Genomic DNA, 18,115 nt, shown 5'->3' with positions numbered 1-18,115 from the left:
CTGCCGGCAGCCGCGCGAGCGTAGTTCAATGGCAGAACTCCTGCTTCCCAAGCAGGTAGTGCGGGTTCGATTCCCGTCGCTCGCTCCAAATGATGAATAAAGCACACCAAGTATTACTGGTGCTGAATTCTGCCATCCTGCAAGCTGAGTAGACGTCGCGGTCGCTCAGTGCTCCGCATGAGCACAGGTGGCACTCCATGACTCGGCCAACCGCTCGACTATCGGCGCTTCGGGTCGGCGTCATCGCGATGGGGGTTGGCGCGCTCGGTCTGGCGCTGGCGTCGCCCGCGGCCGCCGCCGAGACCAACACGTGGTCCGCGATCACCGTCTCCGCCGCCGGCACCCCATTCAGCGGCTCCGTCACGCTGGCCGGCGGTTTTCCGGCAACCACGTTTACCTCGACGGCGAGCGCCGCCACCCGCGTCTCGGGCGCATCCACCTGGCTCGTGCCCTCCACGCCCGTCGGCGCGATCTACGGAACAAGCCGCAACCACGAGTACCTCAACCTGACGCCGGCCGCCGTCAACGCGTCATCGCCGTCCATCACCACCTACGCGTTCGCGTCCCCCACCCCCGCGGCGGGCTGGTCGTTCGTGCTGGGAGACATCGACGCAGACCTCGTCACGGTATCCGCCACCGGCGTCGACGGACTGCCGGTGGGCTCGGCCGGGCTCGGATTCCGCAGCGTCTTTAACTACTGTCACCAGACCGGCGGCCCATCCTGTGACGCCGCCAACCTCAACGACGTGCCTGTGTGGTCGACCACCGGCACAAGCGACACCCTCACCGGAAACTTCGTGGACACCAACGGCGCCGCCGGCTGGTTCAGCCCCACCGTGCCGCTGCGAACACTGACGTTGTCGTTCCGATGGCAGTCGGGTGCCCCGATCTACCAGACCTGGTTCGTCGACAAAACGCGCTCAGCCTCCGGCGTCGCGACCCTCGACGGAGCCCCGCTCGCAGAAGCCGCGGTCGAGATTCACGACCGCAGCGACGTCATCGTCGCCACCACCCAGACCGCCACCAACGGCAGCTGGACGGTCCCCGCCCTCGTCGCCGATGCCGGCTACTCCGTCGAGATAGAACCGGTCGGCACTCCGTCGGAGCCCGCACCGCCCACGGAACCAGCCGCTCCGGTCACCTTCGACTTGCGGCAAGCGGATGCCCCGGGCCTGACAACCTCGCTGGTGAGCGCAGCACCCCTGCCCTCGCCGACGCCCACCGCTACCCCCACCGCGAGCCCGTCACCCACGCCCACCGCGTCGCCAACACCCAGCGCATCGCCGGCGCCCAGCGCGTCACCGACGCCCAGCGGGGCAGTGGATCCCAGCGATGCGACCTCCTCCGCGGACGGCGAACTCGCCCCCACGGGTGTTGCGGCACTCGCTCCCCTGCTGATTGCGGCAGTGGCGATCGCCGTCGGCGCAGTCGTGTTTCTCGTCTCTCGGCGTAGGGGAAACCGCTCGACGCACTGACGCCCGAGTCAGCCCCGCGAGTGCTTCAGCCCGGGACGCCCGGCGTCGACCAGGTCTTCATATTCGGGATGACTCGTGATGAAGGTCCGCACGATCGGGCACACCACGGTCACGGTCTTGCCCTGCGTGCGGAGGGTGTCGAGCACCCGGCGGATGAGCGCGGTGGCGACGCCCTGCTTGCGGAACTGCGGGTAGACGAACTGGCCACCGTCGTCAAGGGCCACTCTCCTCACCTGTCCATGCTCGCCGAACCCCTGAAGGTCAGCCGCGTCATCATCGACGCGGCCAAGGCCGTCACGGTCCCCGTCGCCTAGCCGAACGGGGCCGCGGGTCACTGTGCCGGACGCGTCGCCGTCTCGCGCAGTGACTCCGCCGCGATGGTCATGAACTCCAGCGCGCCGGCATCCCGCTGGTCGCCGAGGATGGCCAGGCACGTCTCCACGGGAGCGCCGTCCGACCACGGTCGGTAGACGAGGTCGAGGCGCTGGTACGAGCGCGCGACGCTCACCGGCACGAGTGCGATGCCATGACCGGATGCCACGAGCTCGAACTTTTCCTCGACCGACGAGGTCTTGCGCGCCAACGCATCGAGAATCGGCTCCCCCACCAGGTCCTGGGAGGACACCGTCTCCTGCAGCGCTAGCGGGTGTGTCGCGGGCAGGCACACCACCTTTGCCTCTTCCCCGATCGGGATGACCCGCAGCCCGGTGTCATCGAACGGGCGGCGCAGGAACCCGACGTGCACGCGACCGTCGCGCAGCGGGGCATCCTGTTCCCACCACTTCAGGTGCAGCATCTCGATCTCCACGGCCGGGTGCGAGTCGCTGAACTGACGCACTGCCTCCGAGACGTGCAGGCCCGGCGCAAAGCCGATGACGAGCCGGGCGATTCCGCGGTCTACTTCGAGGACGCGTCGCGTCGCCGCATCCACCGTTCCCAGAATGATGGATGCCTCGTGCCGCAGCTGGCGCCCGGCCGCCGTCAGCTCGACACTGCGGGTGGTGCGCAGGAAGAGGTCGCAGCCCATCTCCGTCTCGAGTGCACGGATCTGACGGCTCAGCACCGGCTGGGCGATGTAGAGCTGCTCGGCTGCGCGACCGAAGTGGCCGAGGTCGGCGACGGCCGCGAAGTAGCGAAGTTTGCGCAGATCGAGATCCATGCTCTCAGGGTATCAATCGGGAGTGCCCTGCGCACTAGTAGTAAGGAGGGAATCCCGCAAGAGCTACGCGTGGCGTCGGCGGGCGCCTACGGTCGGGCCATGAGCAACCACGATGGATCGGCCCAGGTGCCCGGCGATGGGTACGAAGACACGAATGAGCGGGACATCCACTCGAAGCAGACGCAGGATGTCTCGGACAGCGAGGCGTTCGCGGACGGCTCCATCGACCCCGCCGAAGTGAAGGTATTGCCCGGCACGGGCGGGCCTGACGACGTGGGCGACGAGGAAGTGCCGGCCGACTACGACCCGACGGGGCACGCGAGGGAGGGCGGTCGGTAGCTCCGGGCGACAAAAAAGAGGCGGACAGCAATGCTGTCCGCCTCTTTCGGGAATCGCAGGCTAAACGCGGCGACCCGAGATTGCACGGAAGATGAACGCGATGATCGCGACGACCAGCAGGATCACACCGATCCACAGGAGGAAGTTCAGCGCGTGAACGAAACCACCAGTGAAAAGAAGTACAACGGCAACGACGGCAAGAATGATAAAGAGCAGGTTCATTGTTTTTCCTTCGCTTTGGTTGGATGAACGATTCAAGCTACATCCATGGACTTCACGGCAATTGGGGGTTGCTTTTGATGTTCGCGCTGGACTATGCGCCCCCGAATAGGGGTGTTCAATGGATTGCGCCAGTCCCCCGAAGCGGGGACATGCACAACCTGTACCTTTCGGTACGCTGTCGTTCATAAGTTCTCCCGATTCGAGAGCACGCAATGATCAAGATCTGCCCAGGACCCCGGCAGCACCTCTGCGGAGGTGAGCATAAGCTGGGGTGGTAGATATGGGCGGATCGTCAGTCGAAAGTCCGCGGGTGCGGGGCGACAGCGACCTGTTGGTGCGGGTTGCCTCGGGCAGCGAAGATGCCTTTGCCCGCCTGTACGAACACGCGGCGGCACACGTGTTTGGCGTGGTCCGCCGCTGCCTAATCGATGTGGCCCAATCCGAGGAAGTGACCCAGGAGGTCTTCCTCGAGGTCTGGCAGTGCGCAAGCCGCTTCGACCCATCGCGCGGGCAGGCCATCGCGTGGATCCTGACGATTGCGCACCGGCGGGCCATCGACCGCGTGCGCGCATCCCAGGCAAGTCGCACGCGGGATGTGCGGACGGGCATCCGTGACTTCGCGATTCTTCACGACCACGTGTCGGAGTCGGTCGAGATCTCTCTCGAGCACGTCAGGGTGGAACGGGCCATGGCCAAACTCACCGCCCTGCAACGGGAGGCGATCGACCTCGCGTATCTCGACGGCTACACGCAGGCCGAGATAGCCGCGCGACTCGGCGTACCAATCGCCACGGTCAAGACACGACTACGCGACGGTCTCCTGCGCCTGCGAAAGGAACTGGAGGCCGCCGCGTAGCCGCCCGGTTGGGCTGTTACTTGCTGGGCTCCTGCGGAGCGCCACCCGAGGTGGTGTCCTGCTCGGGGTCGCCCGGGCTTGTATCGGTGCCGGAACCATCCGGCGTGCTGTTGAGCGTGCTCTCTTCGGCCTCGGTCGGATCAGTGGATGACTCGGACGAAGTGTTGTCGGTCGGTTCTGTGCTGTCGGTTGTCATGCCATCACCGTACGACCGCGCACGTGAATTCGCGTACGGGTTGACAGAATCACGTCGCCGACGCCGAACTAGTCCTCGGAGGGCTCTTCAATGCCCATGAGGACGATGTGGGTGCTCGGCGTGATCAGCAGGTCGGCATCCTGGAATGACCCCTCGCCGTGGTTCACCCGCAGCCAGTGGGGCTTGCCCGAGACGATCGCCGCCTCGATCTCTGCCTGCACCGCGGACAGTTCGCGATTGCCGATCGTGTAGTGACCGCCGTCGTAGGAGATGTTGATGCGCTTCATGGCTACTTTCCGTCCGTCGGGGGCGCCACCGGAGCGGTCGGCTCGGGCAGCACCTGGAGCCCACCGGGCGTGTTCGCAGAGACCGTCAGCTCGTCGAGCCAGTTGCGGTTCAGCACCGGCATCTTGCTGCCGAAGTACTTGTAGACAAGCGGAATCGACGGGTGCAGCCAGATGGTGGTGCGGCCATTGCCGATGCGGGTGTCGTCCTTCCAGGACAGGTAAAACGCCTCACCCCTGCGCAGCTTTGTACCAATCACGATTTGCAGATGGGCGAGAGTTCGATCGTCGAAATCAACGATGAACTCCGCCGCGTACGACAAATTACCCACGAGACTCCCTGCCTGGCGTACCAATTGGCCATCACGACCACCTGCACACGTTACATCCACCCGCGCGCGAGACCGGGGACCCTCGTATAACAGGCTCAGATGTGCATGCCTCCCGCACGGGCGCCCGCCACCGGTGCCCTTGCATACCAATCGACCGCTGACTAGCCCTCCGGCTACTTGGGGTGCAGAGTTCTAGTGTTGATCGCATGAAGGTCATTCACTACGCAGGAGACGCCCTGACCACGGGAGACGCCATCGCCGAGGCGTTGGTGGGGTACGCAGAGGCTCTCGCGCGCCGGGAGACCTCGGCGGCCATCTCCATTCCCGTGCGGATGCGCAACGGGAATATCGCGATGGCCAGTGTGCTGATCGGCCCGGCGAGCCAACTCACGGCCGTGCCCGCGGACGTCACCGAGGAGACGGATGTACCGGGCGGCGAGATCCTCGATGAGGACCTGGTCGAACGCCTGCAGCGTGACACCGCCGCGCTTGCCAATTCACACCCCCAGGCTGCCCCGGTCATCGAAAACGAGAACGACGAGGTCATCAAGGACTTCGAAGCCGGAAGCTGAACCACCACCAACTCGCCTCCTGCGTGAATCAAGGCCGCGCTATATCCTGATTCTGGCGAATGACCGGCAGTTGTTTCCGCACTAACCCCGCCGCGGGGCATCCGTCAATCTGAAGCGTCACCACGATTGATGGGACCTTGCCGTGCCTGAGTTGATCCCCATTCCCTCCCCCGGCGTTCCGCTCTGGTGGGGACAGGTTGGTGGGCCCCTCGTCGTGCTGATTCACGATTGGTACGGCAGGCTCCCCTGGCTCTCGCCGTATGCCGAGGCCCTGTCGCGGCACGGGTTCCGGGTCGCGGTCGTCGACCTGTACGGCGGCGTGGCCACCGACGACACGGAGGACGCCGAGCGCCTCATGATCGCCATGGACATCGGGACGGCCCTCGCCGAGATCGACGAGGTCATCGCCGAGGCACGCGCGCAGGGCTCGTCGAGGATCGCCACGGTGGGATTTTCGATTGGCGGATGGCTCGCGCTGCTGCATGCGCAGGGTGGTGCGACCGACGCCGTGGTCGCTTATTACGCCACCCTCGGCGTGGAAAACCACGGGGTGATCCCCTGCCCGGTGCTGCTGGAGTTCGCCGAATTCGACGAATGGGGTGCCGGTGAGGAACCGAGCGACTTCATCAGTCGTCTCGCCGACCACGGGACCCCGGTCACCGAACACGTGCATCCAGGCACCCAGCACGGCTTTGCCAACGCGACCATCGCCGACAGGCTCGAGGCACCCGCGGCGCAGCTCGCGTTTCACCACACCGAAATGTTTCTGCGTTCCTATCTATTGGACTAGCTCGTCGATTGCACCAGCTCGCGGCCGACGTCCACCAGGTGGTGCTCGATGTCGTGGGCGAAGTAGGCGCCCAGCGTCGCGATCGTGAACTGCGCCCCGTCGCTGCGTCGTCCGGGGCGGTTCCAGTCATCTCCCCGCAGGCGTGCGAAGTCCGCGGCGAGCGCCTCCGCGGCGACGGTCAACTCCTCCGCAACGACCGCGGGGTTCTGGGCGCCGTAGTTGTCGTCGACCGCCGTGGCATCCTGATCCCAGTTTTGATAGAGCGGGTCGTCCTCGGTCATCATCAGCGCAACCCGGGCGCGGTACACGCGCAGCACGTCGCGCACGTGCGCCGCGTACTCCAGGTGCGACCAGGTGGAGTCGTCCGGCCGGTTCGCCACACCAGCGCCCGCCAGCACGGTGGTCCACACCGACGCGTTGCGGCGGATCAGCGCGGGAAGGGTCACCACGTCAAGGGTCGAGGCGTCAAAACCACATTCCGGGCACCGACGTGCGATGACCCAGGTCCAGTTCTTGGTGTCGGGAGTGATTGGCATAGCCCCAAGAATCCCGGGACGCGTCTGCCATCACCGTATATATGCGGCCAATCTCAGTAGTCCCGGTAGTCCAGCCAGTACGCGACCCGCGTATTCGCTGAAATTTCGCTGAAAACACCCGTGTCGGGATGCATACCAATCCAATCTGCGCAGGGGTACGAATGAGTTTGTACAGACGGGCGCTCGGTTCGTCATCAAACAGGAGGAACCAGAATGACCAACTCCCCCAACCGCCTGCTGGCCACTGTCTTCGGCGCGGTTTACATCCTTGTCGGAATCCTTGGCTTCACGGCCACGTCCGGTGTTGGCTTCTTCGACACCTCGGGTGGACTGCTCCTCGGTATCTTCGAGGTCAACATCCTGCACAACGTTGCCCACCTCCTCATTGGTGCGGCTCTGCTGATCGCCGGCCTGTCCAGCGTTCCCGCCGCCAAGGGCGTCAACACCACGATCGGTGCTGCGTACCTGCTCCTCGGAATCGTCGGACTTTTCCTCGTCGGATCCTCGGCCAACATCCTGGCCATCAACGCTGCGGACAACGTGCTCCACTTCGCGTCCGCTGCAGTGCTGCTCGCGGTCGGCCTCGGCGCCGAAAAGGCCACGCGCCGCACCGCATAGTCACCATCCACCCGTAATCGAGAAGAGGAGAGCACCCGTGTCAACAATCACGCGCACGTGGCTGGCATTTGCCGCCATCGGCATCGGCATGATTCATCTGGCGCTGGTTATCAGCTCTCCTCTTCCGATTGCGGTGGTGCTCGTCATCCTCGGGGCGATCGAATTCGCCTGGGGCATCATGACCTTCATCCGGGACCGCATCGCGTATCCCAAGCTGGTGCTCTTCGGGGCGCTGCTGCCGATCCTGCTCTGGTCACTCCTGATGGTGGTGGCCGGACTCCTCGAGCAGCCGGGACTGGCGTCCACCCTCGGCTTCACGGCCCTGGGCATCGCGTCCCTGCTCGAACTCTTCGTCGCCGTCGTCATCGCCTTCCAGTTGCGACGCAAGACCGACTTCTCGGTGCCATCGCGCACCCCGGCCGCCGGACGGTACCTGCTCGGCCTGTTCGTCGGAGGGCTCATCGTGGCCGCCGCGACAACGCCGGCCCTTGCCGCCACCGAGGCAGGCGCCTACGCCCAGCCCCACGGCGAGCACACCCTGGGCTTTACACCCAAGCAGACCAGCGAGTTCAACTTCACGGTGCCCACGCACCAGCACTGAGCGATGGAGCCGACCGGATGACCCGGTCCGCTGCATCACGTCAGCGCCCACAAGTGTGCCGGCCGTACCCATCCCAGCGTGGTACGGCCGGTGCTTTATGCGCCCGGACGGCCGTCGGCGGTGAGGGCGTCAGGCCTCGATGCCGGGGATCGCACCCGCGCGCGACATGAACCGGCGCACGTTCTCGTCGACGATGATGTCGGAGGGGCGCAGCGGACGGGACAGGTACAGCCCATCGAGCGCCGTGATGCGGCTGAGGGCCACATACGTCTGGCCCGGGGCAAATGACCGCGTACCGAGATCCACGATGGCGCGCTCGTACGTCTTTCCCTGGGACTTGTGGATAGTGACGGCCCATGCCAGCCGCAGCGGGAACTGCGTGAACTCGGCCACGATGTCTTTCTTGAGCGACTTGGTCATCGCGGAGTACGTGTAGCGGTACTTCTCCCAGATCGCCGGCTGCACCTGGTGCGTCTCGCCGTCGATCTCCACCCAGACGGTGCTGTCCATGCGGGTGACGGTGCCGATGCTTCCGTTGACCCACCGCTGCTCCGCATCATTGCGCAGGAACATCACCTGCGCCCCGACCTTCAGCTCCAGCGCTTCGTCCGCCGGGTAAGACCTGCCCCCGAACTCACCGGAGAGCTCCGCCTTGGCGGTCTTCGCCTTGCCGGGAAGCCGGGCGAGTGCCGTGGCGTTGATGCGGGTCACAGTGCTGTTGGTGGTCGCGAGCGTGATCGCGCCGTCGGTGGGGGCGGGCCGCGCACCCATGGTGTTCAGCCGTCCGGCGATCTCCGCGGTCACCATCCCGTGGCGCACGGCGTTCAGCATGTACTTGAATTCGTCTTCGTGCTGGCGATGGATGACCGTGAGCTCATAGATCCGCAGGTCGGTGTCATTCCACACCTTCGCATCGAAGAACCACATCGAGCGGTACTGGTCTTCGAAGTAGGCGCGCTCGTCCGAATCGCCGGGGACGGGAGCCAGCTGGTACGGATCACCGAACAACACGACCTGCACTCCCCCGAACGCCTCGTTCGGGCGTTGGCGAGCCTGACGCAGGCTGCGGTCGACGGCATCAAGCAGATCGGCGTTGACCATCGAGACCTCATCGATGACGAGGGTGTCGATGGTGTTGAGAAGCTTGCGGAGTTCTGCGGTGTGCTCGATCGCGTGGTCGGCGATGACCCCGATCGGCAGGCGGAACAGGGAGTGGATCGTCTGGCCGCCCACGTTCAGCGCGGCGACGCCCGTGGGAGCACAGATGACGACCTGCTTAGAGGTGTTCCACGAGAGGTGATTGAGCAGTGTCGACTTACCTGTACCGGCACGGCCGGTGACAAACAGGTTCTCGCGCGTCGTCTCGATGCGATCGAAGACCGCCTGCTGCTCGGCGGAGAGCTTCAGCTCGGACACGGCAACACACTCCCGGGATTATCTTTGTCTGCCGTCGTGAAACTCGATCGGTATGGATCTAGGGTACCCGCGGTATTGTGCTGAGGTTGCGGCCATGCGCGGCCTGTGGACACGGTTCATCCATCTCGCGACCTTAGGATGTGGGGATGCGCCGCGCTCTCATCTCCTGGTTGATCGCGCTCGCGCTCCTCATCGGTGCGTTCGTGGTCACGATTGTGATGCTCAACGGCACGGTCTACAGCGCGGGCGGCTTCGTCAACAGCTACCTGGACGCGCTGTCGCGCCAGGATGCGACCACGGCACGCGAGATGCCCGGTGTTGTCGCGAGCCCGGATGCCGCCGCCGACCTGCTCACCGACGATGCCCTCGGCGCCCTCTCGAAAATCAGGCAGGTGCGCGATGTCGCCGGCAGCGATGGCACCCACACCGTCACCTACGAGTACAGCCTTAACGGCCAGGTGTCGGAGACCGACTTCCAGGTGAAGCAGACGGGCGCGATCTTCGGGCTGTTTCACACCTGGTCCTTCGCGACATCCCCCCTCGCCACCGTCTCGGTGACTGTGCTGCACGACCAGCGATTCCGCGCGAACGACGTCGCCCTCACCAGCACGGCTGCCAAGGGTGCGTCCGCCAGCTACCTCGTCTTCGCGCCGGGGCTGTACACGTTTGACCACAAGTCGACGTTCCTCGAGGCCGACCCGGTACCGGCCGCGGTGACCGAGCCCGGCAGCGTGACGGCAGTGCAGGTGAACGTGCAGGCAAACCCGCTCTTCGTGACGCAGGTCAGCACCGAGCTCAAGGACTACCTCGCGACCTGCGCCAAGCAGGAGGTGCTGCTTCCGACCGGCTGCCCCTTCGGCAAGAGTTTCGACAACCGCGTTGACAGCACTCCCAAGTGGACCATTGCCGAGTACCCGGCCGTGCAGATCATCCCCGGCTCCAAGGTCGGCAGCTGGTTGATGCCGGAGACGGATGCCGCGGCGCACCTGAAGGTCAACGTGCAGTCCCTCTACGACGGAAGCATCTCCAAGTACGACAAGGACGTGTCGTTCTCGGTGTCGTACGGCATCACCATCACCGACAAGGATGAACTGACGATCAACTCGCTGGGCGACTAGCCCCGAGGGTCAGGACCGCGCGTCGGTGGTCGCGCGCTTGGCGAGCATGTCGTTGTAGGCCTCGAGCTCGGCGTCGCCGTCACGGTCCGCCTTGCGGTCATACCGCTTGGATTCGCGGGTGTCGCTGCGTCCCCACATCACGGCGACCGCGATCGCGAGGGCGATGGTGGGGAACTCGCCCACTCCCCAAGCGATGCCTCCGCCGGTTTGCTGGTCGGTGATGGCCGAGACGCCCGTGGTCCATCCCATGGCTCCGTACCAGTCGGCAAGCAGCAGTCCGGTGCCGCTCATGAGGGTGAGCCCGAAGAACGCGTGGAAGGCCATCGTCGCCAGCAGGATGACGAGACGCAGCGGGTACGGCGGGCGGTAGGGAACGGGATCGATGCCGACGAGCGATTGCACGAAGATGTAGCCGGTCAGCAGGAAGTGGAAGATCATCCACTCGTGGCCGATGTGATCGGTCGTGGACCAGCGGAAGAGCGGGGTGTAGTAAAACAACCACAGCGATGCGGCGAACAGCAGGGCCGCCACGATCGGGTTCGCGAGGAACCGGAAGTACCGCGAGTGCACGGTGATCATGATCCACTCGCGTGCGCCACGACTGTTGTCGGATCGCTTCCGGATGGTGCGAAGCGCCAGCGTGATGGGGGCACCCGGAACGAGCAGCACGGGCACCATCATGCCGATCACCATGTGGGCGAGCATGTGCGAGCTGAAGAGGTACTTCTCGTACGCGTTCACACCGCCGTTGGTGATCCAGAACAGCAGCAGCATGCCGGCGACCCACGAGATGGTGCGGAAGATCGGCCACGAGTCGCCTCGGCGCCGCAGACGCACGACACCGGCGATGTAGAAGAAGATCGCGAATCCGGTGATGAGGATCCAGAGCAGGTCGAAGTTCCAGGTCGTGAGGTACCGCAGGAATGTGGGTGGGGCCGGCAGCACGCTGTTGGTCAGTACCTCGGCCGGCGTCGGACTCGTCAGGGTCGACGTCGTCGTCTCCACCTGGGGCGTAGCCGTGCGGGACAGGGCGACCGCCACACCGGAGGCGAGACCCATGAACGCGAGTTCGGCGGTCACAAGCCACCAGAAGTATCCCTTGCCGCCGGTGGGCGACTTCACCATGCGGTCGATGACGAATCGACGCTGCACAACTCCGAACAGACCGAGCGCGCCCAGCACAAAGATCTTGACCAGCACGAGGATCCCGTACGGAGTCAGCAGGTTGGCGAACGTCCCCACGCGGATCTCCGCGCTGACATACCCCGATGCGGCCACAACTACGAACGAGATCAGCGCGAGCGTTGAGTACCGCTCCAGGACCTTGGCGAGGCGCTTCGTGCCGAGCACGTCGCGCGAAATGATGATGGTGAGAAGTCCGCCGAGCCAGATTGCCGCAAACAGCACGTGCAGCCAGATGGCGGTGATTGCCGAGTCGTGGCTCGCCTGGTCACCCGCGTGGCCCTGCAGCGACATGGGAACGATGCCCACGACGGCGAAGATCAGCACGAAGACGAGGGCGGTCTGGTTGCGGACGGCAAAGCACAGCACGGTGAGGGCGGCGGAGATGAGGGTGGTGGCCAACCACGCTTGTCCGAGCTCGTTGGAGGTCATGAAGCTCGCGAGCAGGTCGCCAAAGCGGTTGTCGAGGCTGATCGGCTGGTTGTAGACGCTGAGGAACGTGAGGATGGCAACGACGGCCGAGGCGACGGCCCAGACCGCAGACGACGCCGCCGCGACATCCAATGCCCTGTTGTATTCCGGCTTGTTGGAGGAGAGCGCGAACGCGGTCAGGAGGAGGGCACCGATCGCGCCGGCAGCACCGAGGTTGACGAGCATCTTCGCCATGGGGAGTCCGTACCGCACCACGACACCCGGGTCGATGGCGATGGGGGCTGCCGCTCCCCCGCCGTACGCCAAAGAGGCCAGCAGCGCCGCGAAGGCGACTACGAGCAGAACAGCGGGACCCGTAATACGGGCAAGGCGAGGCACCATGAAAGCTTATTCGAGGCGGAGGTGTCAAACGACGGGTCCAGCCGTGAGTGCTCCCACAATCCCGGGCCGTCACGTGCGGTAGCGACGAACGACCGCGTTAACGACAGAGGGACGGCGACCTCGCGGTCGTCGTCCCTCTGGCTAAAGCTGGTGGTACGTGGAGCGAATGCTACTTAGCTGCAGCCTTCAGCTTGCTGCCGGCGCTGATCTTGACACCGAAGCTAGCCTGAATCTGGATAGCCTCACCGGTCTGCGGGTTGCGACCGGCACGAGCGGCACGGTGCGTGCGCTCAACCGCGAGCCAGCCCGGGATCGTTACCTTGGTGCCCTCGTTGACCGAAGTCGCGAGGGTCGAGAAAAGCGCGTCAAGAATTCCGTTGACGGTGGCCTGGCTCTGGCCAGACTCTGCAGCGACAGCTGCGACGAGCTCAGTGCGGTTCAGTGACTTGTCAGCCATGAGTTGTCCTCCTCGGACCATTTGTAATTAGAGACCGGTCCATTCAGGCCGAGGCGCTGTGGAACCGGATCGAACTTACCAGCTTGACTTGGTGATTCCGGGCAATTCGCCCCGGTGCGCCATGTCGCGGAAGCGAACACGGGAAACACCGAACTGGCTCAGGTAACCACGGGGGCGACCATCGATGGCGTCGCGACCGCGTACGCGGATCGGCGAAGCATTGCGCGGAAGCTTCTGGAGACCGACGCGGGCGGCTTCGCGAGAAGCGTCCGTTCCGGCCGGGTCAACGAGGGCCTTCTTCAGCTCGAGGCGCTTCGTCGCGTAACGCGCGACGATGACCTTGCGCTGTTCGTTCTTGGCAATCTTGCTCTTCTTGGCCATGTGTTAGCGCTCCTCGCGGAATTCGACGTGCTGGCGTACGACGGGGTCGTACTTCTTCAACACGAGACGGTCAGGGTCGTTGCGGCGGTTCTTGCGGGTCACGTAGGTGTACCCGGTTCCCGCGGTGGAGCGGAGCTTGATGATCGGACGTACGTCCTGGTGCTTTGCCACTAGATCTTCACCCCACGAGCCAGAATGTCCTTGACGACGGACTCGATGCCACGAGCGTCGATGGTCTTGATGCCCTTGACGCTGAGCGTCAGGGTGACCTTACGGCGCAGCGAGGGGACGTAGTACGTCTTCTTCTGCACGTTCGGGTCGAAACGGCGCTTGGTGCGCCGGTGCGAATGCGAGATGTTGTGTCCGAAGCCGGGAATGGCTCCAGTCACTTGGCATACAGCTGCCATGTGTCTACTCCTTCAATACCGTAGAGCGAAGTGCCCTACCCAAGGTCTCTTGTCGGCACGCGCAAAATCCCCTGATTCCCGGAGGAATTGAGGATTGGCGTACATGCGGGTGTGGATACCACCCAGCCAGCGTCCAAGACTACGGGGTTCCGGGCGTGTCGCGCAAGCTGATAATGATATCCAGTCACCACCTGCAGAGCCGCGCGTTGTACTGTCGGGGCTATGAGCAGCGATCACGGGCACACGAGCGGGCACTCCCACACCCCCGGTGACTCCTCGCGCACCCGTCTGACGATCGCTTTTGTCATTACGGCGGTCATCCTCCTCGCCGAGGTCGTTGGGGCCGCGATCACGGGCAGCCTCGCGCTCCTCGTCGACGCCGGCCACATGCTCACCGATGCCGGCGGACTCCTCCTCGCCCTCTTCGCCGCCAATCTCGCCACCCGCGCGGCGAGCGCCCGGCGCACGTGGGGCTACGGACGCGCCGAGGTGCTCGCGGCCACCGCACAGGCCGGCGTCCTGCTCGCGGTAGGCGTGTTCGTCGTGGTCGAGGGAATCCAGCGGTTGGTTCATCCGCCCGAAATCGCCGCAAACGGACTGCTCGTCTTCGGCATCATCGGCCTTGCGGGAAACATCGCCTCGATCCTGGTGCTGGCCAGCAGCCGCAAGTCCAACTTCAACCTGCGCGCGGCGTTCCTCGAGGTGGTCAATGACGCGCTCGGCTCGCTCGCGGTCATCGTGGCGGCCATCGTCATCGCAACCACCGGCTGGACCCGTGCCGACGCCGTCGCAGCACTCCTCGTGGGCGCGTTGATCCTTCCCCGCAGCTTCATCCTGCTGCGGGAGACCGTGGACGTGCTGCTCGAGTCGACACCCCGCGGGCTCGACCTCGACTCTGTGCGTGCGCACCTGCTGGAGGTGCCGCACGTCGTGGCGGTACACGACCTGCACGCGACCCAGATCGCCACGGGGCTGCCGGTACTCACCGCTCACGTCGTGGTCGACGACAGCTGCTTCTACGACGGCCACGCGTCATCAATGCTGGACGACCTGCAGGAGTGCGTGGCATCCCACTTCTCGGTGCAAATCGAGCACTCGACGTTCCAGCTCGAGCGGGCCGTGCACAGCGCCCACGAGCACGAAACGCACGCTTAGACGGAGATCTTGCCTGCCGCGGCGAGCTTTGTGCAGTCAGCGCAGAGGCCGAACACGTCCACGACGTGACTCGGCTGGGTGAACCCGTGCTGGCCTGCCACCTGGGCGGCCCAGCTCTCGACCGCATCGGCCTCGATTTCCACCGTGAGCCCGCAGTTGCGGCAGATCAGGTGGTGGTGGTGGCTGCCGGGAGTGCAGGCGCGGTAGAGGCTCTCGCCCTCCTGCTGCAGTGAGTCGGCGTCGCCCTCGATCGCGAGGTCGGCGAGCGCGCGGTACACGGTGGCAAGCCCGATCGGCGACCCGGATTCGCGCAGGGACGAATGCAGCGCCTGCGCACTCACAAATCCCTCGGAGGTACCCAGCGCTTCCCGCACTGCCTCGCGCTGCCAGGTGTTTCGCTTCACAACCAAATTCTATCGACCAACCCTCACGAGCGTCCGGCGGTCGTAGGCCCCGCGCTTGGAGCGCCGCCACCCGACGATGCGACAGATCACGTAGATGGTGAACGAGATCGTGGTGACGTACGGGCTGATCGGCAGGCCGCCGCCCAACGCCAGCAGAATGCCACCGACCACCGACGTGACGGCGAAAATGACGCTGAGCACGGGCGTCCACAGCGTCGACGACGTGACCCGCATGGCCGCGGCCGCGGGCGTCACGAGCAGCGACAGCACCAGCAGCGCGCCAACCACCTGAATGGAGACCGCGGTGGCGAGCCCCAGCAGGATCATGAACACGATCGCGAGGGTACGCACCGGAAGCCCGCGCGCCCGGGCGACATCGGCGTCGACACTCGCGAAGGTGAGGGGACGCCACACCACGAGCAACCCGACGATCACGATCGCGGAGATCACCAGCAGCAGGGTGAGCTGCGGGTTGTCCACCGACACGATCTGCCCGGTCAGCAACCCAAACTTGTTGGCGCTCCTGCCCTTGTACAGCGCGAGGAACAGAATCCCGAGGCCCAGGCCGAACGGCATGAGCACCGCGATGATCGAATTGCGGTCACGGGCACGTGACCCGAGCACGCCGATGAGCAACGCGGCGAGCAGCGATCCCGCCATGGAGCCCGTCACCACATTTGCCCCGATGAGCAGGGCAGCGGATGCCCCGGCAAATGACAACTCGCTGATGCCGTGCACCGCGAACGCGAGGTCACGCTTCACGACGAAGGGCCCGATCAGGCCGCCGAGGATGCCCAGCACCGCGCCGGCGATGATGGAGTTCTTGACCAGTGCGAGCAGCTCGCCGTAGTTCTGGAATCCGAAGATCTGGGACCACACCGACGGGTCATCCGTCGCCAGCGCGATCATCGTGTGCATCACAGTGCGCCGCCCGCGGGGGAGATCGGGCCGTGCGGGGCACGGGGTTCCACGTGGTGGGTGAGACCGTGCTCGGGCGCACCCACGACGACGATGCGTCCGCGGCTGCGGATCACGTCGACGGGTGTTCCGTACATCTCGGTGAGCACCTCGGAGCGCAGCACCTCATCGGGCGTGCCGATGCGGAACTGGCCGCCCGCGAGGTACAGCACCCGGTCGACCATGCCGAGGATCGGGTTCACGTCGTGGGTGACGAACACGACCGCGGTGTTCAGACGGGTGCGCTGCTCGTTGATCAGCTCGCTCACACCGCGCTGGTGCGCCATGTCGAGCGAGAGCAGCGGCTCATCGCAGAGCAGAAGCTTCGGGTCCCCGACGATGGACTGACCGACGCGCACGCGCTGCTGCTCGCCGCCCGAGAGGGTAGCGACCGGTGTGTTCGCGTAGGCAGTGGCACCGACGGCCGCGATCGCGGCGTCGACGCGGGCGCGGTTGCCCGGGTTCGTCAGCGGCAGTCCCCACCGGTGCCCGTCGAGGCCAAAGCCCACGAGGTCGCGGGCGCGCAGGGGGCTGCCCGGGTCCAGCGGTTTCTGCTGCGGGATGTAGCCGATCTCGCGGCTGCCATCGTGCACCTCGTGTCCCATCAGGGAGATGGACCCGCCCGTGAGGCGTTGCTGCCCCAGGATGACCCGGAGCAGGCTCGTCTTTCCCGTTCCGTTGGGGCCGAGCACCGCGAGAAACTCGCCGGGCGCGACGTCGAGATCGAGTCCCGACCAGAGGGTGCGCTGCCCGAACGCCAGGGTCGCCGAACGCAGGCTCAGTACGGCCGGTGGGCGTTCGTCAGTCACAGGGTCCTCGCGAATAGTGGGTTGAAGCCTAGCCGAGGGCCGCGGCGAGGGCGTCGAGGTTGTCCGACTGCCACTGGATGTAGTCGACCCCCTTGGGGAGCGTCTCGGTGACCGGAACGATGGCGATGCCAGCATCCTTGGCCGCCGTCAGCACGGCTTCGGTCTCCGCGCCCGTGGTCTGCTCGTTGTAGGCCAGAAGCTTCACGGTGTGGTCGGAGAAGAGGGCAAGCGTGTCGCGGAGCACCGCGGGCGAGACATCCGACCCCTCTTCTATCGCCTCGCTGAAGGCCTCGGGAGTTTTGTTGACAAGGCCGGCCGCCTCGAGCATGTACAGCGGCACGGGCTCGGTGATTGCTACACCGGCGCCCGCGGAGGTCGACTTGATGGTGGCTTCCTTCGCCTCGAGCGCCTGCAGCTGGGTGGTGAATGCGGCGGCGTTCGCCCGGAAGGTGTCCGCGGCCGCGGAGTCGAGGGTCGTCAGCTCCGCGGTGATGCGGGCAGCGACCTTCTCGATGGTGGGGAAGTCGTACCAGAGGTGCTCGTTGAACTCCCCCTCGGCGGGCTTCTGGTCGTACCCGGAGATCTCGGCGGCGTTGAGGAGCACGACGCCGGAATTGCCCGCACCGGTGAGGAGGGTGTCGACGAAGTCGTCGTACCCGCCGCCGTTCTCGATCACGATGTCTGCCTTGGACAGGGACAGCTGCACCTGCGCATCGGCTTCGAACGAATGGGGGTCCTGGGACGGGTCGGACATGATCGACGTCACGTCGACCAGGTCACCGCCGATCGCCGAGGCGATGCTGCCATAGGCGCTGGTGGATGCCACGATTCGGATGGTTCCGTCGTCGGCGGCCGAGGTCGCCGTCGAGCAGCCCGTCACGGCAAGGGCGGTGACGGCGACGCCCGCGAGGGCGACGGCGATGCGGGGGGAGTGGGGCAAACGCATGGGGTGGTGCTTTCTAAGTCGTGTGACGAGAACCATAATGAGACTCGTTATCAACAACTATACGGATGCACCGCCTGATCGCCCAAATCG

At 65.3% G+C, this 18,115-nt stretch carries 26 protein-coding genes and 1 tRNA gene; 10 read left to right on the top strand and 17 right to left on the bottom strand.

The window, feature by feature from the left end; genetic code table 11:
- Positions 1-14: 14 nt before the first annotated feature.
- Positions 15-88 (top strand) — tRNA-Gly (locus HB677_RS08745).
- A 109-nt stretch (positions 89-197) separates the two neighbouring features.
- A complete protein-coding gene (locus tag HB677_RS08740; protein WP_213815317.1) occupies positions 198-1,475 on the top strand; it encodes a hypothetical protein in 1,278 nt (425 codons plus the stop codon).
- An 8-nt stretch (positions 1,476-1,483) separates the two neighbouring features.
- Here the strand turns inward: HB677_RS08740 and HB677_RS18945 are convergent, their stop codons facing one another.
- Positions 1,484-1,621: a hypothetical protein gene (locus tag HB677_RS18945; RefSeq protein WP_374193808.1), complete on the bottom strand. Its 138-nt coding sequence runs from the start codon at positions 1,619-1,621 to the stop codon at positions 1,484-1,486.
- A 185-nt stretch (positions 1,622-1,806) separates the two neighbouring features.
- The gene (locus HB677_RS08730) at positions 1,807-2,634 is read right to left on the bottom strand and encodes a LysR family transcriptional regulator (protein ID WP_213815315.1); all 828 of its coding nucleotides are present in this window, start codon (positions 2,632-2,634) and stop codon (positions 1,807-1,809) included.
- Positions 2,635-2,733: 99 nt separating this feature from the next.
- Here HB677_RS08730 and HB677_RS08725 point away from each other — a divergent pair, with 99 nt between their 5' ends.
- Positions 2,734-2,973 carry a hypothetical protein gene (locus HB677_RS08725; protein ID WP_213815314.1) on the top strand — a complete coding sequence of 80 codons (240 nt, stop codon included), beginning with the start codon at positions 2,734-2,736 and terminating at the stop codon, positions 2,971-2,973.
- Between the two features lie 60 nt (positions 2,974-3,033).
- On the opposite strand, the gene HB677_RS08720 is transcribed toward HB677_RS08725, so the two are convergent.
- A complete protein-coding gene (locus tag HB677_RS08720) occupies positions 3,034-3,195 on the bottom strand; it encodes a hypothetical protein (protein ID WP_213815313.1) in 162 nt (53 codons plus the stop codon).
- A 280-nt stretch (positions 3,196-3,475) separates the two neighbouring features.
- On the opposite strand from HB677_RS08720, the gene sigK reads away from it, so the two are divergent.
- Positions 3,476-4,051, top strand: a complete 576-nt coding sequence (gene sigK / locus HB677_RS08715; RefSeq protein ID WP_213815312.1) for an ECF RNA polymerase sigma factor SigK — start codon at positions 3,476-3,478, stop codon at positions 4,049-4,051.
- A 16-nt stretch (positions 4,052-4,067) separates the two neighbouring features.
- Here the strand turns inward: sigK and HB677_RS08710 are convergent, their stop codons facing one another.
- The 3 genes from HB677_RS08710 to HB677_RS08700 all read right to left on the bottom strand — a co-directional run bounded on the left by HB677_RS08710 (position 4,068) and on the right by HB677_RS08700 (position 4,863).
- A complete protein-coding gene (locus HB677_RS08710) occupies positions 4,068-4,247 on the bottom strand; it encodes a hypothetical protein (protein WP_213815311.1) in 180 nt (59 codons plus the stop codon).
- Positions 4,248-4,315: 68 nt separating this feature from the next.
- A complete protein-coding gene (locus HB677_RS08705) occupies positions 4,316-4,534 on the bottom strand; it encodes a hypothetical protein (protein ID WP_213815310.1) in 219 nt (72 codons plus the stop codon).
- Between the two features lie 2 nt (positions 4,535-4,536).
- Complete coding sequence (locus HB677_RS08700; protein ID WP_213815309.1) at positions 4,537-4,863, bottom strand: ATP-dependent DNA ligase; 327 nt, start codon at positions 4,861-4,863, stop codon at positions 4,537-4,539.
- A 206-nt stretch (positions 4,864-5,069) separates the two neighbouring features.
- Between HB677_RS08700 and HB677_RS08695 the strand changes: the two genes are divergently transcribed.
- Positions 5,070-5,435, top strand: a complete 366-nt coding sequence (locus tag HB677_RS08695) for a hypothetical protein (protein WP_213815308.1) — start codon at positions 5,070-5,072, stop codon at positions 5,433-5,435.
- A 142-nt stretch (positions 5,436-5,577) separates the two neighbouring features.
- Positions 5,578-6,225, top strand: a complete 648-nt coding sequence (locus HB677_RS08690) for a dienelactone hydrolase family protein (protein ID WP_213815307.1) — start codon at positions 5,578-5,580, stop codon at positions 6,223-6,225.
- Here HB677_RS08690 and HB677_RS08685 read toward each other — a convergent pair.
- Entirely contained in the window at positions 6,222-6,761 is a 540-nt protein-coding gene (locus tag HB677_RS08685) for a DinB family protein (protein WP_213815306.1), read from the bottom strand. The two genes, HB677_RS08690 and HB677_RS08685, sit on opposite strands and share 4 nt — an antisense overlap.
- Before the next feature lie 213 nt (positions 6,762-6,974).
- Here HB677_RS08685 and HB677_RS08680 point away from each other — a divergent pair, with 213 nt between their 5' ends.
- The gene (locus HB677_RS08680) at positions 6,975-7,379 is read left to right on the top strand and encodes a DUF4383 domain-containing protein (protein WP_213815305.1); all 405 of its coding nucleotides are present in this window, start codon (positions 6,975-6,977) and stop codon (positions 7,377-7,379) included.
- 37 nt (positions 7,380-7,416) lie between these two features.
- Positions 7,417-7,980 (top strand): hypothetical protein, encoded by a 564-nt coding sequence (locus tag HB677_RS08675; protein WP_213815304.1) that lies wholly within the window; start codon positions 7,417-7,419, stop codon positions 7,978-7,980.
- Positions 7,981-8,109: 129 nt separating this feature from the next.
- Here the strand turns inward: HB677_RS08675 and HB677_RS08670 are convergent, their stop codons facing one another.
- Positions 8,110-9,396 (bottom strand): ATP-dependent RecD-like DNA helicase, encoded by a 1,287-nt coding sequence (locus HB677_RS08670; protein ID WP_213815303.1) that lies wholly within the window; start codon positions 9,394-9,396, stop codon positions 8,110-8,112.
- A 146-nt stretch (positions 9,397-9,542) separates the two neighbouring features.
- On the opposite strand from HB677_RS08670, the gene HB677_RS08665 reads away from it, so the two are divergent.
- On the top strand, positions 9,543-10,514 hold the full coding sequence (locus tag HB677_RS08665) for a hypothetical protein (protein WP_213815302.1): 972 nt from the start codon (positions 9,543-9,545) through the stop codon (positions 10,512-10,514).
- Positions 10,515-10,523: 9 nt separating this feature from the next.
- Here HB677_RS08665 and HB677_RS08660 read toward each other — a convergent pair whose 3' ends face one another.
- The 5 genes from HB677_RS08660 to rpmB form a co-directional block, all read right to left on the bottom strand.
- The gene (locus HB677_RS08660; protein WP_213815301.1) at positions 10,524-12,509 is read right to left on the bottom strand and encodes a cytochrome c oxidase assembly protein; all 1,986 of its coding nucleotides are present in this window, start codon (positions 12,507-12,509) and stop codon (positions 10,524-10,526) included.
- Between the two features lie 169 nt (positions 12,510-12,678).
- The gene (locus HB677_RS08655) at positions 12,679-12,966 is read right to left on the bottom strand and encodes an HU family DNA-binding protein (RefSeq protein WP_213815300.1); all 288 of its coding nucleotides are present in this window, start codon (positions 12,964-12,966) and stop codon (positions 12,679-12,681) included.
- 75 nt (positions 12,967-13,041) lie between these two features.
- A complete protein-coding gene (gene rpsN / locus HB677_RS08650) occupies positions 13,042-13,347 on the bottom strand; it encodes a 30S ribosomal protein S14 (protein WP_213815299.1) in 306 nt (101 codons plus the stop codon).
- 3 nt (positions 13,348-13,350) lie between these two features.
- A complete protein-coding gene (gene rpmG / locus HB677_RS08645) occupies positions 13,351-13,518 on the bottom strand; it encodes a 50S ribosomal protein L33 (RefSeq protein WP_213815298.1) in 168 nt (55 codons plus the stop codon).
- Entirely contained in the window at positions 13,518-13,754 is a 237-nt protein-coding gene (gene rpmB / locus HB677_RS08640) for a 50S ribosomal protein L28 (protein WP_213815297.1), read from the bottom strand. The genes rpmG and rpmB overlap by 1 nt, the downstream gene beginning before the upstream one ends.
- A 222-nt stretch (positions 13,755-13,976) precedes the next feature.
- Here rpmB and HB677_RS08635 point away from each other — a divergent pair, with 222 nt between their 5' ends.
- Entirely contained in the window at positions 13,977-14,909 is a 933-nt protein-coding gene (locus HB677_RS08635) for a cation diffusion facilitator family transporter (RefSeq protein ID WP_213815296.1), read from the top strand.
- On the opposite strand, the gene HB677_RS08630 is transcribed toward HB677_RS08635, so the two are convergent.
- Genes HB677_RS08630 through HB677_RS08615 form a run of 4 tightly spaced genes read right to left on the bottom strand, consistent with a single transcriptional unit; the run spans position 14,906 to position 18,025 of the window.
- Positions 14,906-15,313, bottom strand: coding sequence for a Fur family transcriptional regulator (locus HB677_RS08630; protein WP_213815295.1), 408 nt, complete (start codon positions 15,311-15,313; stop codon positions 14,906-14,908). The genes HB677_RS08635 and HB677_RS08630 overlap by 4 nt on opposite strands.
- Before the next feature lie 9 nt (positions 15,314-15,322).
- Positions 15,323-16,222, bottom strand: coding sequence for a metal ABC transporter permease (locus HB677_RS08625; RefSeq protein ID WP_213815464.1), 900 nt, complete (start codon positions 16,220-16,222; stop codon positions 15,323-15,325).
- Between the two features lie 8 nt (positions 16,223-16,230).
- Positions 16,231-17,079 (bottom strand): ATP-binding cassette domain-containing protein, encoded by an 849-nt coding sequence (locus HB677_RS08620; RefSeq protein WP_307852536.1) that lies wholly within the window; start codon positions 17,077-17,079, stop codon positions 16,231-16,233.
- Positions 17,080-17,107: 28 nt separating this feature from the next.
- Complete coding sequence (locus tag HB677_RS08615; protein WP_213815293.1) at positions 17,108-18,025, bottom strand: metal ABC transporter solute-binding protein, Zn/Mn family; 918 nt, start codon at positions 18,023-18,025, stop codon at positions 17,108-17,110.
- Positions 18,026-18,115: the final 90 nt, after the last annotated feature.

The organism is Glaciihabitans sp. dw_435 (genome assembly GCF_018449675.1).
Classification (GTDB): domain Bacteria; phylum Actinomycetota; class Actinomycetes; order Actinomycetales; family Microbacteriaceae; genus Glaciihabitans.
Note: the sequence above shows the minus strand (reverse complement) of the source record. Positions and strands in the feature narration are given on the sequence as shown.